This window comes from Lysinibacillus sp. NPDC094403 (assembly GCF_050278745.1).
Lineage (GTDB): Bacteria > Bacillota > Bacilli > Bacillales_A > Planococcaceae > Lysinibacillus.
In genome coordinates, this window is the sequence record NZ_JBNNTL010000005.1 from 45,615 (window position 1) to 59,648 (window position 14,034).

The 14,034-nt window shown below is 39.7% G+C and carries 12 protein-coding genes and 1 other annotated feature; of the genes, 1 reads left to right on the top strand and 11 read right to left on the bottom strand.

Features of this window, described 5'->3' with window-relative positions:
• Positions 1–602: 602 nt before the first annotated feature.
• Positions 603–1,859 carry an MFS transporter gene (locus ACQKMV_RS10135; RefSeq protein WP_427503744.1) on the bottom strand — a complete coding sequence of 419 codons (1,257 nt, stop codon included), beginning with the start codon at positions 1,857–1,859 and terminating at the stop codon, positions 603–605.
• Positions 1,860–2,065: 206 nt separating this feature from the next.
• Here ACQKMV_RS10135 and ACQKMV_RS10140 point away from each other — a divergent pair, with 206 nt between their 5' ends.
• Complete coding sequence (locus ACQKMV_RS10140) at positions 2,066–2,512, top strand: MarR family winged helix-turn-helix transcriptional regulator (protein WP_427503745.1); 447 nt, start codon at positions 2,066–2,068, stop codon at positions 2,510–2,512.
• Between the two features lie 149 nt (positions 2,513–2,661).
• Here the strand turns inward: ACQKMV_RS10140 and ACQKMV_RS10145 are convergent, their stop codons facing one another.
• The 10 genes from ACQKMV_RS10145 to ACQKMV_RS10190 form a co-directional block, all read right to left on the bottom strand.
• Positions 2,662–2,928, bottom strand: a complete 267-nt coding sequence (locus ACQKMV_RS10145; protein ID WP_427503747.1) for a hypothetical protein — start codon at positions 2,926–2,928, stop codon at positions 2,662–2,664.
• 126 nt (positions 2,929–3,054) lie between these two features.
• Positions 3,055–3,912 carry a PhzF family phenazine biosynthesis protein gene (locus ACQKMV_RS10150; RefSeq protein WP_427503748.1) on the bottom strand — a complete coding sequence of 286 codons (858 nt, stop codon included), beginning with the start codon at positions 3,910–3,912 and terminating at the stop codon, positions 3,055–3,057.
• Positions 3,913–4,181: 269 nt separating this feature from the next.
• Positions 4,182–4,694, bottom strand: a complete 513-nt coding sequence (locus ACQKMV_RS10155; RefSeq protein WP_100546089.1) for an adenine phosphoribosyltransferase — start codon at positions 4,692–4,694, stop codon at positions 4,182–4,184.
• A 33-nt stretch (positions 4,695–4,727) separates the two neighbouring features.
• Positions 4,728–7,046, bottom strand: coding sequence for a single-stranded-DNA-specific exonuclease RecJ (recJ, locus tag ACQKMV_RS10160; protein ID WP_427503749.1), 2,319 nt, complete (start codon positions 7,044–7,046; stop codon positions 4,728–4,730).
• Between the two features lie 483 nt (positions 7,047–7,529).
• A complete protein-coding gene (gene trpA / locus ACQKMV_RS10165) occupies positions 7,530–8,324 on the bottom strand; it encodes a tryptophan synthase subunit alpha (protein WP_427503750.1) in 795 nt (264 codons plus the stop codon).
• The gene (gene trpB / locus ACQKMV_RS10170; protein ID WP_427503752.1) at positions 8,324–9,532 is read right to left on the bottom strand and encodes a tryptophan synthase subunit beta; all 1,209 of its coding nucleotides are present in this window, start codon (positions 9,530–9,532) and stop codon (positions 8,324–8,326) included. The genes trpA and trpB overlap by 1 nt, the downstream gene beginning before the upstream one ends.
• Complete coding sequence (locus ACQKMV_RS10175) at positions 9,532–10,146, bottom strand: phosphoribosylanthranilate isomerase (RefSeq protein ID WP_427503753.1); 615 nt, start codon at positions 10,144–10,146, stop codon at positions 9,532–9,534. Before ACQKMV_RS10175 ends, trpB begins: the two co-directional genes overlap by 1 nt.
• Complete coding sequence (gene trpC / locus ACQKMV_RS10180; RefSeq protein ID WP_427503754.1) at positions 10,143–10,934, bottom strand: indole-3-glycerol phosphate synthase TrpC; 792 nt, start codon at positions 10,932–10,934, stop codon at positions 10,143–10,145. Before trpC ends, ACQKMV_RS10175 begins: the two co-directional genes overlap by 4 nt.
• Positions 10,931–11,962, bottom strand: a complete 1,032-nt coding sequence (trpD, locus tag ACQKMV_RS10185; RefSeq protein WP_427503755.1) for an anthranilate phosphoribosyltransferase — start codon at positions 11,960–11,962, stop codon at positions 10,931–10,933. The genes trpC and trpD overlap by 4 nt, the downstream gene beginning before the upstream one ends.
• On the bottom strand, positions 11,962–13,335 hold the full coding sequence (locus ACQKMV_RS10190; protein WP_427503757.1) for a chorismate-binding protein: 1,374 nt from the start codon (positions 13,333–13,335) through the stop codon (positions 11,962–11,964). Before ACQKMV_RS10190 ends, trpD begins: the two co-directional genes overlap by 1 nt.
• Before the next feature lie 320 nt (positions 13,336–13,655).
• Positions 13,656–13,944, bottom strand: a binding site (T-box leader).
• Positions 13,945–14,034: the final 90 nt, after the last annotated feature.

Here is a 14,034-nt window from a genome sequence, read left to right on the forward strand (position 1 = left end):
AGTCAAAAAGTTTTTAAAGAAAAAGTTGAAGCCGATATAATATTGGCTTCAACTACATGTTGTTATAACTATTGATTCAATGAAATTTGATGCTTTACTAAATAAAGTATGGCTTTTCAGCATAACGTGGGGTTGATTTCCGTTCCGGCTGGGCGCTTTGTCTCTGACGCTTCGCTTTCGAGCAGATAAAACATTTGTTGCTGTCGCTTCGCTTTCGCACAGAGCAAAGCTTCCTTTGGGCGTCCGATGAGCCGCTTCGCTTCGCTGCAGGGTCTCGGGCCAACACGATGTTGGTCACGAAGGCGTTATCACAGGACGTGATGATTTTAGCCTTCGTTCCTCTATTCACTAATCCCCAAGGAGTCGCCCAGCCTCCACTCCAATCAACCATTTCACTTAGTATGCATTTTCTGGCATGTCACTCTAATTTATCTTGATAAAATGAAACGCCAGCAACAAATGTTTTTTGTCGAAAGCGAAACGACAACGGAAACAAATCGGAGGAACGTCGGCTCGATGCTGCTAAATACCGATCGCTTATAAAATTTCGAGAACCGACGAAAGCTAGAATTGCGCCCAAAGGAAAATCGAATAGCCTATTATCAAGTATTGGCATAATGAGGAGTTTGTTTTTTCACGATGATGACAAATAAACTTGCCAACGCACAAAAAATCCCTGCAAGGAAAAAAGCCCAAGTATATGAATTGAAAAACTGATAGATGAGGCCACCACCATAAGCAGCAACTGCAGCTCCTGCCTGATGAGATGCGAAAATCCACCCATAAATAATACTACTTTTATTTGTACCAAAAATTTGTCTAGAAATACTAATCGTTGGAGGCACCGTTGCAATCCAATCTAATCCATAAAATATTGTAAAGATTGTCAGTAGAGAGAGCGAGCCTTGCATTAATGCATATGGGAGTATAAGTAGTGACGTACCTCTTAAAAGATAATACCAAAACAATAACCATCGATTATCAAAACGATCAGACAACCATCCTGACAAAGTCGTACCAAGGAGATTAAATACTCCCATAAATGAAAGGAAGGATGCAGCGGTTACTAAAGGAACGCCAAAGCTAATACAGTAAGAAACAAAATGAGTACCAACTAACCCACTAGTTGAAAGTCCACAAATAAAAAAACTTCCCGCTAATAACCAAAACTCTTTCACCTTTATAGCTTCAAATAAGCCGTTAAAGGCAATACTAATCGGATTTTTCTTATATTTCTCTTGATGTATTTCCAGATTTTCTTCCATTCCATAAGGAAGCAACCCAATATCCTGTGGCTTATTTTTGATAAACATAAAAATAGCGATGAACATAATAACACTTAAGATGAGAATCAACCCTATCGCCCATCTCCAAGAATAATGCTCAATAATAATGGCCAATAATGGTAGGAGAATTAACTGCCCTGTTGCTGTACTCGCCGTTAAAATCCCTACGGCCAATCCTCTGCTTTTCACAAACCAATGATTAGCGACATAAGGACTTAACACAGTTAAAAAGAGACTCGCTCCTAAGCCAATAATGCCTCCCCATATAATGATTAAATGCCATGCTTGAGTCATGAAAAGCGTTAGCGTCATGCCAATGAATAATGTAGCCATCGCACCTAGCATCATTTTCTTTAAACCGGCTATTTCTAGTAATGCCGCCATAAATGGACCTGAAAACCCATATAAAAATAGACTAACTGCAAAAGCTAAAGCAATTAAAGATCGATCCCAATTAAATTCTTTTTCAAAGGAACCTATAAAAACGCCTGATGACGACATTGTAATACCTGCAACAATAATTGAAAAAAATGTTATGACTAAAATAAACCAACTGTAATGAATACGCTTCATCGTAACACCTTCATTTCTCGGAAAATTTTTTAAGAACTCTTTAATGAGAAAGATTACAGAACAATATACATGTATATGCATATATTAATAGAGTAAATACCTTTTAAAATATATGTATATACATATATAATATTAGTAATCGCTTTTATCACTGTCAAGAAACATTTTCCAGCTTAATAAAATAAATCGAAAAGGAGTACGGAGAAATGAAGAATATAGATTACACACAAATATGTGTATGTGCAAACCTTCGAAAAAAAACTAGAGTCGTGACACAATTGTACGATAAATTACTTCAGCCCACTGGCTTAAAAGTTACACAATATTCAATGCTAGCAAATATTGCACATCAACAATCTGTCTCTATAAGTCGACTAGGTGAAATTTTGCTACTTGATCAAACAACCATTACACGCAATATCAATGTGTTAAAGCAAAATGGCTATGTAGATTTAACAAAAAATCCGCAAGATGCTCGAACAAAGGTCATTACACTAACTGATAAAGGGATCGAAAAATTAACCGAGGCTGCTCCAATTTGGGAAGATATCCAAGAAAGAATTATTAATGATATAGGCTTAGAGAAATACGAGGATTTTTATGAAACATTGAAAACTATTCAAAAAATAATTCAATCTTATGATGAAGAATAAATAAACGAACCTAAACAAAAGAATCCATTTTGAAAAAAATTGATCAAAATGGATTCTTAAAGTTGTTGTAGAACTAATATGCCAATGAAATTAAGTAAGTATGGCTCTTCGGGAAAACGAGTGTTGATTTCCGTTCCGACTGAGCGCTTTTATCGCTGCCGCTTCGCTTTCGCACAGATAAAACATTTTGTTGCTGTCGCTTCGCTTTCGCACAGATAAAACATTTTGTTGCTGTCGCTTCGCTTTCGCACAGATAAAACATTTGTTGCTGTCGCTTCGCTTTCGCACAGATAAAACATTTGTTGCTGTCGCTTCGCTTTCGCACCGATAAAACATTTTGTTGCTGTCGCTTCGCTTTCGCACAGAGCAAAGCTTCCTGGGGGCGTCCGATGAGCCGCTTCAATCAACCCATTCACATAGCGTGCATCTTCTGGCACGTCTCTCTAATTTATAATGTAAAAACATAGTGTTAACATGTGCAAATATATAATCGCGTTGCTGTTATAAATCCATTCTGTTTGGTTATATGGTGAGAAGTCACCCTAGCATAGTTCCCCTTTTGACAAGATAATTGCTTTCCCGCCTACCATAACTCTCGGATTATTTTTATTTATTAATTTTGTCATGATGTTAGAAGGTCTCCCCATACTATACCCTTGTAGAAATAAGAACTCTTTATTAAATTCATTTAGTATGTGGTTATGAAAAAGATAATAGGTTAACGCCCCATTTGAAGTACCTGTTGCGGCTTCCTCATCAATACCGTAGAGTGGGCAAAAGTTTCTACTCTCTGCTATCCCTGCTTTTGTGTCGAGTGTAAATGCATGAACGCCCCCCACTTTATTGATTTTTGTATATTCAGCAAGTGCTTTAAAATCAGGATTTAAGGCATATAAATCATCCTTTGTTTTTATTGGAAGCATTATATCCCAAAGACCAGTACTTGCAGCTTGGGGCACTAAATTGAAATTTATATCTCCTATTTGACTTTTACCAATTTTGAAAAGGTCAGACAAAATATCATAATCATCGAATATTTTTCCTAACTGAGGTTCAGCTTGCTCCATTATTATAAATGATTGGTTCACTTCAACAGCAAGTGTGCCGGCGAGTGTTTTCATAAAATATGTATTATTATCTTCAATAGCACAACTGTCTAATAATGCCTTGAAGGATGCAATAGTAGCATGTCCGCAAAGTTCAACCTGTGCAGTAGGTGTAAAAAACTTTATGTCAAAATTTTCATTGTCTATTTTTTTAATAAATGCTGTTTCTGAAAAACGAACTTCTGCAGCAAATTTCTGCATAAATTCTTCGTCTAAATTTTCATGGATCACTACACCTGCTGGATTACCACCAAATTTTGTTTCTGTAAAAGCATCAATTACATAATATGACAAAGCTAACTCTCCCCTACTTTAGAATTTAAATTGTTACTACTACCTTACTATATCGATTAATCTCTATATAAATAAAAAAACGCCACAAAAATGTGACGCTTTCATATTATTGAAGTACTTTATGCCGATGACTTTAAGGTGCCAGATTAAATAAATTATAGCTCTCCTGAAAACGAAGGGTAGATTTCTGTTCCATCTGAGCACTTTCCTGAGAGGTGTTCAATCTCCACAACAATCAACTAATTCGTTTAGCAAGTATCCAATAGTTATTAATATTCAATAAGTGTTTTTATGTTAATGTCGCCAAGTTTTGCACGTCCGTTTAGCTCTGTTAACTCGATAAGGAATGCACAGCCAACAACTTGACCACCTAATTCTTCAATTAAACGTACAGTCGCTTCAACTGTACCACCTGTCGCTAGTAAATCATCACAGATCAATACTTTTTGACCTGGTTTAATCGCATCTTTGTGCATTGTTAGCGTATCTTTACCGTACTCAAGACCGTAGTCAGCACTTATCACTTCACGTGGTAATTTTCCTGGTTTACGAACAGGCGCAAAACCAATTTCAAGTGCATAAGCAACTGGACATCCGATAATGAAGCCACGAGCCTCAGGACCTACCACAATTTCTGCACCTAATTCTTTTGCGTAACTTACAATTTGATCTGTTGCATATTTGTATGCAGGACCGTTATCCATAATTGTTGTAATATCTTTGAAGCTAATGCCCTCTTTCGGCCAGTTTTCAACCGTCGTTACGTATTGCTTTAAATCCATGTTATTGTTCCTCCTACGAAACTTTTTCGTATATTAATTTAATCGTTCATCAAACCATTGTTTTAATTCTATATAAGGGGCATATACAAGCTTTTGCTCCATTTCAATCTGTTCTGAACGTTGTTTGTAAGACGGTGCCTCTGTAAGTCCCTGTTTTGGTGCATTCACGTTGACAGTCGTCAGTCCACTCTCCATTTTAACAAAATCAAGTTCAAAAAACACCTGTGTCATAAATTTTAATGCATCTAATGGCCAACCTGTATGCTTAGCTAATTCAGCCAGATGCATATTTAATGGGAAAGCAGGGCGATTTTTTAAAAACTTATAATACCAGGAGAATTGCTCACGTGTAGGCAATCCATTGAAATACTGAGAATCAGGCATATAAAAATGTGCATAAATACGGGATGGCGCTGTTTTCCGTAAGACATTTTCTAACATTTGAACATTTTGTGGCAAATCCAGTAGCACGATATAATTGCTTTGTTCAACATTTGAAAGTGTAGGATCCACTGCTAGGATTGGTACACCAATTAGTGACTGGTAATAGGTAATCGTCTCTGAACGGAAGGCTAAAAAGGTTGCTTCCTCTTTCGGAACCGTATTTAACCAGCGGGATGTTTGGCGAATACCACGAATATCAAATAGTTGCCATTCAGTCGTTTGGACATCCTCTATCATAAATTGTGCTTTTTTACGGCCTTGCCACTCGTTAATTTGTAAATCCCCTGTAAATGATACTTTTATCCCATATGTTAGCTCGTCGTGTAAATGTCCTTTATTGAAACCGACACTATCCAATTTTTCATAGCCATCCGTCAATTCCATTTTTATATGATTTTCTGCTGCTCCAATTTTCCGCATAGAGGATATCTCTACATCTTCAAGCACATAAACAGGCTTTGGAAAATCCGTACCATATGGACCAAGTGTTGAAATTTCTTCAATGGCCTCTGCTGAAATTTCATCCATTCTTAATGGTATATCAATATTGAGTACAGGTGTTAATTGCTCTTCTGATAAACATGCTTTTGCTTGAGCATCTAAGCGTGATCTTAATTCATCCACATGCTCAATAGGTAATGTCATCCCCGCTGCCATAGGATGCCCACCAAAATGGGGTAATATATCTCGATTCTTCGCTAATTCATTATACAAATGGAAGCCTTCAATACTACGAGCCGAGCCTTTAGCTGTTCCTTTTTCATAGTCTAATGAAAGTACAATTGTTGGACGATAATAAAGCTCTACAAGACGAGATGCGACAATTCCTACTACTCCAGCATTCCAGCCTTCTCCAGCAATAACTAAAACGAGTGACTCCCCGACCTTTTTATCTGATTCAATAAGAGCAATCGCCTCATCTGTAATACTTTTTACAATATCTTTGCGTTCGCTATTACACTTATTAAGCTGTTTCGCTAATGCTATCGCCTTAGCATTATCTTCAGCCATTAATAGCTCTACACCTGGCGCCGCTTCTCCTAGACGACCAACTGCATTTAAGCGCGGCCCAAAGTAAAAACCGATTGTTTCTTCACTGATTTTGGTTTGCTCTGCACTTGCTATTTCACACATCGCTTGTACCCAAGGGCTGAGTGAACGGCGCATTTCTTCTATTCCTCGTTTTACTAGGTAGCGGTTTTCATCAACTAAAGGTACTAAATCCGCTACTGTTCCAACAGCGACATATTCAATTAAATGCGTTGGTAGTTCTCCATATAGAGCATGTGCTAACTTAAAGGCTACACCCACACCTGCAAGCTCGCCAAATGGATAATGTCCTTCTGGTATACGAGGATGTAAAATAATATCTGCAGGTGGTAATTCATCGCCTGGTTCATGGTGATCTGTAACGATAACATCCATACCTAGTTCCTTCGCGACACGAATCGGTTCCACGCCTGAAATACCATTATCAACTGTAATAATTAGCTGAACACCCTCTTCATGTGCTTCACGAAATAGCTCTTCATTCGGTCCATAGCCGTGAATAAAACGATTCGGTATTTTAAACGATACATCGGCACCGAGATCAAGTAACACATTGAGCATTACTGTCGTGCTAGTGACACCATCCGCGTCATAATCGCCATATACTAGTATTTTCTCTCCGTTTTCAAGCGCTTGCTCAATACGTGCTACAGCTTCTGCCATACCATGCATTAAAAACGGGTCATGAATACTTGCTTCTGTCATATTTAATAAGCTCTCTGCGTCAGCAGTTGTTTCGCAGCCTCGCGCTGCTAAAATTTTCGCTGCAATCGCAGAAAGTTGTAGGTCATTTTGTAATGTTTGGACAAGCTTAGCGTCTGGGCGCTCTACCTGCCATCTCTTTTTCGATAGAATCATCTTTTCACTTCCTCACGAAAGCTATTATACCGAAAATCTAGCCTATCCGCACTATCCATCAGATTGTCAATTCAATCCGTCGGTTTTGCTAAACTACCTGAAGGATAAAAGTCAGAGCGACGGATAGAAGCGTCAAAGTCGTGGATAGAACCTTCAAAGTCGTGGATTGAGGAGCCGAAGTCGTGGATAGAACCGTCAAAGCTATCAGTCTCAAAAGAAAAAAGCCTACTCCATTAAAGAGTAGACTTCTGAAACACACCTTATCAATTATGCCTCGGCATAATTACGTCCGGAATCGGCTTTGTGCTTAGGCCTGCGTGAGGGCCGACACGATGTCGGTCATTTCGGTAATGCCACAGGACGTGGCGCTTTTACCGATGCAGGTCAGTTAGCCGTTTTCGCATGGATGCGATGATTTTAGGCTAACATCCTATGTGAACTCCATTCCGATTCCGTGACATCCGCCGGAGGCTTAAATTTCTTTCAGCGGATGTTTGGACACCCGCCGAAAGAAGTTGAAGCAGACACTAATGCCTCAATCTTATCCAGATTACCTTCATGCAATGCTGTCACGATCGCACTGCCAACGATTACACCATCACTAAGTGCCCCCATGCTTACCACCTGCTCGGGTGTTGAAATTCCAAAGCCAGCCAGTACTGGTATATTGCTTACTTCGCGTAAGCGAGCAAAATGATCATTTAAATCATTAGCAAAGCTTGCGCGAGCCCCTGTGATTCCATTGACTGTTACAGCATAGACAAAGCCTTGACTAGCAGCCGCGATACGTGCAATGCGCGCTGGAGGACTTGTTAACGATACTAGCTGGACGATGTCGATACCATGAGGATTTAATGTGTCACGTAAGATTTCACTTTCCTCAAGTGGTACATCAGGAACGATTAACCCTTTAACGCCCCCTGTCACACAAGCCTTCGCAAAAGCTTCTAACCCAAATGCTAATACAGGATTAAAATAAGTCATGACAACTATTGGAACTCTGATTTCTTCTTTAAATGAAGCTAATGCTTCTAGCACTTTTCGTAATGTCACACCTTCTGCTAAAGCCCGTTCACCTGCTTGCTCTATCGTCGGCCCATCCGCTACAGGGTCCGTGAATGGTATACCAACTTCAATGGCCGTTACGCCCATTTGCTGTAGCTTCAAAATCGTTGGCTTCATAGTTTCCAGACCACCATCGCCCGCCATTATATATGGTATAAATGCTTTTTTACCCGCGATTTTCGTTTCTTCAATTGCCTGCTGTAGTGTTGTCATTACACGTCTCCTCCTAATGCTTTACGAACAGTATGGACATCCTTATCTCCTCGGCCGGATAAGCATACAACAATGATGTCATCTGTAGACATTGTTTTCGCAAGTTTTGCTGTATAGGCAATGGCATGAGAGCTTTCTAGTGCAGGTAGTATACCTTCTGTTCTACACAGTAACTGCAAGCCCTCAAGTGCTTCACTATCAGTAATCGAATCAAATTTAACACGCCCAATATCATGTAAATAACAATGCTCAGGACCCTTCCCTGGATAATCTAGACCTGCTGAAATAGAATGCGCCTCTTGTACAAAGCCATTTTCATCTTGTAATAAATACATGTATGCACCGTGTAAAACTCCTAGCTGTCCACCGGCAATTGCGGCTGCATGCTTTCCTGTCTCAATGCCACTGCCTGCCGCCTCTACTCCGTATAGCGCTACAGTTTCATCATCGACAAAAGGATGGAACATACCGATTGCATTACTACCACCACCTATACAAGCAACGACTGCATCCGGTAAACATCCTTCCTTGTCTAAAATCTGCTTTCTAGTTTCAACACCAATTACACGCTGGAAATCCCTTACGATTTTTGGGAATGGATGTGGGCCTAAAGCTGAACCTAAAATATAATGAGTATCTTCAACGTTTGTCACCCAGTAGCGCAGTGCTGCATTGACAGCATCCTTCAAAGTTTTTGAACCAGTTTCTACAGACTCCACTTTTGTACCGAGTAACTCCATGCGAAACACATTCAACTGTTGGCGTTTTATATCCTCTGCCCCCATAAATACTACACACTCAAGATTCAATAATGCGCATGCAGTTGCCGTTGCGACTCCATGCTGCCCTGCACCTGTTTCTGCCACTACTTTCTTTTTACCCATTCGTTTTGCAAGAAGCGCTTGACCAATCGCATTATTAATCTTATGGGCTCCAGTATGATTTAAATCTTCACGCTTTAAATAAACCTTCGCGCCGCCTAGCTCTTTTGTTAAATTTTCTGCGAAATATAATGGCGTCTCGCGACCTACATATTGTTGTAAATAATATTCCAGCTCCTCAGTAAATGTTTGATCATTCATTGCCTCATCATAGGCCGTCTCTAATTCCAACAAAGCTGTCATTAATGTTTCCGGAACAAATTGTCCACCAAATTTTCCGTAACGCCCTTCATTTGTTGGTACACTATTTGCAATTGAATTCGCCATTATGCTCTCCCCTTCTTCACTGCCTGTATAAATGCATTTATTTTTGCTATATCTTTTACACCGTCCGTCTCCACACCACTCGATACATCTACCATAAGTGGCGACACAAGTAATACTGCTTCTTCAATATTTTCAGCTTGCAAACCACCTGCTAAAATTAACTTTTCTCTAGGAATCCCTACCATTTCTAGGAGGGTCCAATCAAACGTGTGACCACTGCCTCCTTTAAAATCTGTTCCTGGTGCATCAAATAAGTAGTAGTCTACATCATAGTTAGCAGCAGCTTGAACATCTTCAACACCTCTTACTGACAAAGCTTTAATGACAGGATAACCTTGCTGACGAATAAACTCCGGAGATTCTTCCCCGTGGTATTGCACATAATCTAATGGTACTCTTTCTACCGCTGTGCGTAATTCCTCTGCGCTTGGATTTACAAAAACACCGATTTTTAAAACGCCCTCTGGAACATGTTTTGCTAATTGCTGTGCCTGTTCAACCGTCACCCGTCGTTTACTTGGTGCAAAGACAAAACCAATTGCATCCGCTCCTGCCTCTACCGCTGCCTGCACATGCTGTTGTTCCTTCAGTCCACAAATTTTTACCTTCGTCATACAGATGCCTCCACCTTATTGACCTGTAAACTTTTTAGAGCAGAACCTGCATCACCACTGCGCATTAATGACTCACCAACAAGAACGGCACTAGCTCCCATGGCCGCCACCGCTTGAGCGTGTTCTTGTGTCCAAATTCCACTTTCACTTATTAACACTTTCTCTTCTTCGAACGGAAAAGCTTCAGCAATTTCACGTGTACGTTCTAAGCTCACCTCAAAGGTGCGTAAATCGCGGTTATTGACGCCAATCAATTTGGCACCAACTGCAATAGCACGTTCAAGCTCCTCAAGATCATGTACCTCAACTAATACCTCTAGATTTAAGCCAGTTGCATAACTAAACAGATCACGCAATGCCTCATCTGTTAATGCGGCCACAATTAGTAAAATAATTGATGCACCCGATGCCTTTGCAAATCGAATTTGTACGCGATCAATCATAAAATCCTTACAAAGAAGTGGCGTCTGAACAGCATTTGCAACTGCTGCTAAGTCATCAAAGGAGCCTTTAAAAAACTTTTTATCTGTTAAAACTGAAATGGCTGCTGCTCCTGCTTCTGCGTAAGTTATTGCTTGTGCCACTGGATCTGCACCTTCTGCGATTAACCCCTTTGAAGGGGATGCACGTTTCATTTCTGAGATAACCTGTAATGTTTCAGCTTTACGCAATTGCTCAAATAATGATGGACGCGTTTTTTCTGTAAAATTAGCTAATGGGTCAGGCTGTTCAAGTAAAGCACTAACTTCTATCTTTTTTTGTTCGAGAATTTTGTTTAAGATATTCATTGTCGGACCTCCACTCCTTTAATATGCTCACTATAAGCAACGACTGCCTCTAATTTTTGAAGGGCACGCCCGCTAAAAATACTATCCTTCGCAATTTCTACACCTTCTTTAACGGTTTCAGCAATTCCATAACTGAACAATCCAATACCAGCATTCAATAAAACTGTGTCAAAGTAAGCACTTTGTTTACCAGCTAATAATTTACGCATAATAGCGGCGTTTTCATCTGCATTACCTCCACGAATAGCCTCTATTGGTGCATAGCTAAGACCTGCATCCTCTGGAGTTAAAGAAAAAGGGATCAAATCTCCTTTATCTACTAAGACAAAAGTATTTTGACCAGCTAATGACGCCTCATCAAAGCCTAGTGGCCCAGAAACGACCATTGCACGTTCACGCCCGAGCATTTGTAATACGGAAGCATACTCCATGACAAAATTAGGACGATTAATGCCTGTAAATTGCATCGATAATGGAACTGGATTTGTAAGTGGACCGACAAGATTAAAAATAGTAGGCTTGCCAAGTGCACGACGTACTTCGCCAATTCGCTTTAATTTCGGATGGACATTTGGAGCATATAAAAAGGCTATTCCTTCTTTCTCTAACAGCTCAACAGTTTGCGCAATGGAAATATTCGTATGAATACCGAGTGCTTCCAAAACATCTGAGCTTCCTGATGCCGAAGAAATTTTGCGATTGCCGTGCTTCGCCATTTTGACGCCTGCTCCTGCTAATACAAAGGCGCAAGCTGTACTTATATTAAATGTATTAAGGCCATCGCCACCAGTACCGCAATTATCCATATAGACCCCTTCTTTTGCTGGTACGTCTAATGCAAACGAACGCATAATTGTGGCTAATGCAGCTACTTCGTGAGCTGTTTCACCTTTGATAGATAATGCCGTTAAAAAGCTTGCGATTTCTTCCTTCGGTGTATCATCTTGGAACATCCATTTTGCTGCCTGTAGCATTTCCTCATACATTAAATGCTCTCGTTGTTGTACTTTTTGACGAATATCTTCCACTAGTGTTGACCTCCTTCTTTTTCGAGTAACTGTAAAAATCCCTGTTCGTCCTCTTCTACTTGTTTTAAAACTTCTTTAACATTTGTATATTTAGTCACCGTTACAGTTGATTGCATATGCATCGTTTCATTTTCTATCACAATGGATTTTCCTGTTAAAGCAAAATCAAGATGACCGTTAAAACCAATAAATCCAAGAGCTCCTCCAAATATCCTAGAAGTGTGACTAGATTTTTCTAAATAGTCCTTTGCCTGATCCTTTGGAATACTTGTTGGTGCAAAGGGTGGTAACATCGCTGCTAATACATCCAGTGCATGAAGCATCGGTAATATTTGACCCTCGACTCTCGATGTCATGTGTAATGCATGCTTTGAACCCTCAATTCTCATTACCTCAATGGCTTGAATGGAATCGCGGAAACATACAGACTGTAGCTCTTGTTGCACGGCAGAAACAAGTACAGCATGTGACTTCCTAATATTTGTGTTTTCATATAGCTTTCGTTCATGTTCTAAATCTTCACCTTTTGTGGAACCCCTAGGCAATGTCCCCTCTGTTGGTGTCGCAATCACACGTTCACCTTTTACTCTAATTAGGCTTTCTGGAGATGTTCCTAATACAACATGATCCTCAAACTCTACATAATACATATAAGGAGCAGGATGTTTTTTACGCAATTGACGATATAAAGCGAAAGCATCTCCTTGTAAATTTGCTAAAAAACACTTTGATAAAACGACTCTTGTATTATCTTCATCTAAAGTAGCTTTGATAGATGAAAGAGAATCTGCAAACTGTTCATTCGTAGTCGATTCAATAAGTTCATAGTTACAAGTTGTATCCTCATCCTCTCTGCCTTTTAGAAGTTGCTCTGCTAACTCTTCTAAATTTGGTTCTTTTTTTTCTGCATCAATATTTGTATGAATCAAAGTAACCTCATCTGTTACATGATCAAACACAATGACTGTCTCATACACATGGAAATGCACATCCGGTAGTTGCACTTTATCCTGAGCAGTTGATAATATCGTTGTGGCACCTTGACCAACATAGCCAACTGCTCCACCTGAAAACGGGAATTGTGTCGTATTGGAAATGCGTGGCATTAATCTTTTTAATAAAACAAACATGTCACCCTTATGTGTATATTTGTTACCGGTCTTATATGAATATTCCTGAATCTCATCTCCAAAGCCTTTATACGTTTTTCTTGGTTTAGCACCGATAAAAGAAAAACGTCCCGCCCCCTCATGCTGTGCTGAACTCTCAAGCAAAAATTTCTGATTTCCTTGTAGGCGTCTAAAAATTAAAATCGGTGTTAAAGAATCAGCATTAATAGTTTTCATTTTTGTTCTTGAACTCGTTGATTGCATAATTACCAAGCTCCTTTTCTTAAAAATTAACTACCGTTTAACTTACAAATGTTTAGCTGCTGAATCGGTTCTTGTTGAAAAAAGGATCATTATCATAGCGTAAGGTTGATTTCCGTTCCGACTGGGTATTTTCCATGTGACGTCGGGGCAACAGGTGTTTTTTGCGCGAAAGCGTAGCGGCAGCGGCAGATGTTTTTTGTGCGAAAGCGTAGTGCAACGTAGCGGCAGCAACAGATGTTTTCTGTGCGAAAGCGAAGCATTCATCCCCCTCCAGAAAAAAACAACAAAAAAATCCCCTGCAAAAAGGATTTTTCCTAATTGCAGAGGACGATCATGACCGCGTTGCCACCTCATATTAGAGCGTATTTGCTCTCCCTTATGTGCTCAACCTTAGTTCGTCAGCTAAATTGACGCACCTTTTGAATTAATAACAAAAGATTTATCTAAGTCAAAGCACCCCCTTTAACGTGGGGGAATCCGTTCGCTATTATAACTATTATAATTAGCGACTCTCATAAGTCCATTCACATAAGCTACAAATCAGTTTGCACCATCCACTGACTCTCTAAATTGCATACTTATGTTACTACTCTTATTCAACAATTTCTCAGCTATTCTCATCTAAACTCAGCTCATCTGTTCTAAGGCTGACCTCGCTCCCGAGACCAACTACCTTGTATCGAACAAAAAAGTTAGACT

Coding starts and splice junctions, on each gene's coding strand:
- ACQKMV_RS10155 (WP_100546089.1), bottom strand. CDS start 4,694: ATGGATTTAAAGCAATACGTAACGACGGTTGAAAACTGGCCGAAAGAG.
- ACQKMV_RS10175 (WP_427503753.1), bottom strand. CDS start 10,146: ATGACGAAGGTAAAAATTTGTGGACTGAAGGAACAACAGCATGTGCAG.
- trpA (WP_427503750.1), bottom strand. CDS start 8,324: ATGACAACACTACAGCAGGCAATTGAAGAAACGAAAATCGCGGGTAAA.
- ACQKMV_RS10140 (WP_427503745.1), top strand. CDS start 2,066: ATGAAGAATATAGATTACACACAAATATGTGTATGTGCAAACCTTCGA.
- ACQKMV_RS10135 (WP_427503744.1), bottom strand. CDS start 1,859: ATGAAGCGTATTCATTACAGTTGGTTTATTTTAGTCATAACATTTTTT.
- trpB (WP_427503752.1), bottom strand. CDS start 9,532: ATGGCGAATTCAATTGCAAATAGTGTACCAACAAATGAAGGGCGTTAC.
- trpC (WP_427503754.1), bottom strand. CDS start 10,934: ATGAATATCTTAAACAAAATTCTCGAACAAAAAAAGATAGAAGTTAGT.
- recJ (WP_427503749.1), bottom strand. CDS start 7,046: ATGATTCTATCGAAAAAGAGATGGCAGGTAGAGCGCCCAGACGCTAAG.
- ACQKMV_RS10190 (WP_427503757.1), bottom strand. CDS start 13,335: ATGCAATCAACGAGTTCAAGAACAAAAATGAAAACTATTAATGCTGAT.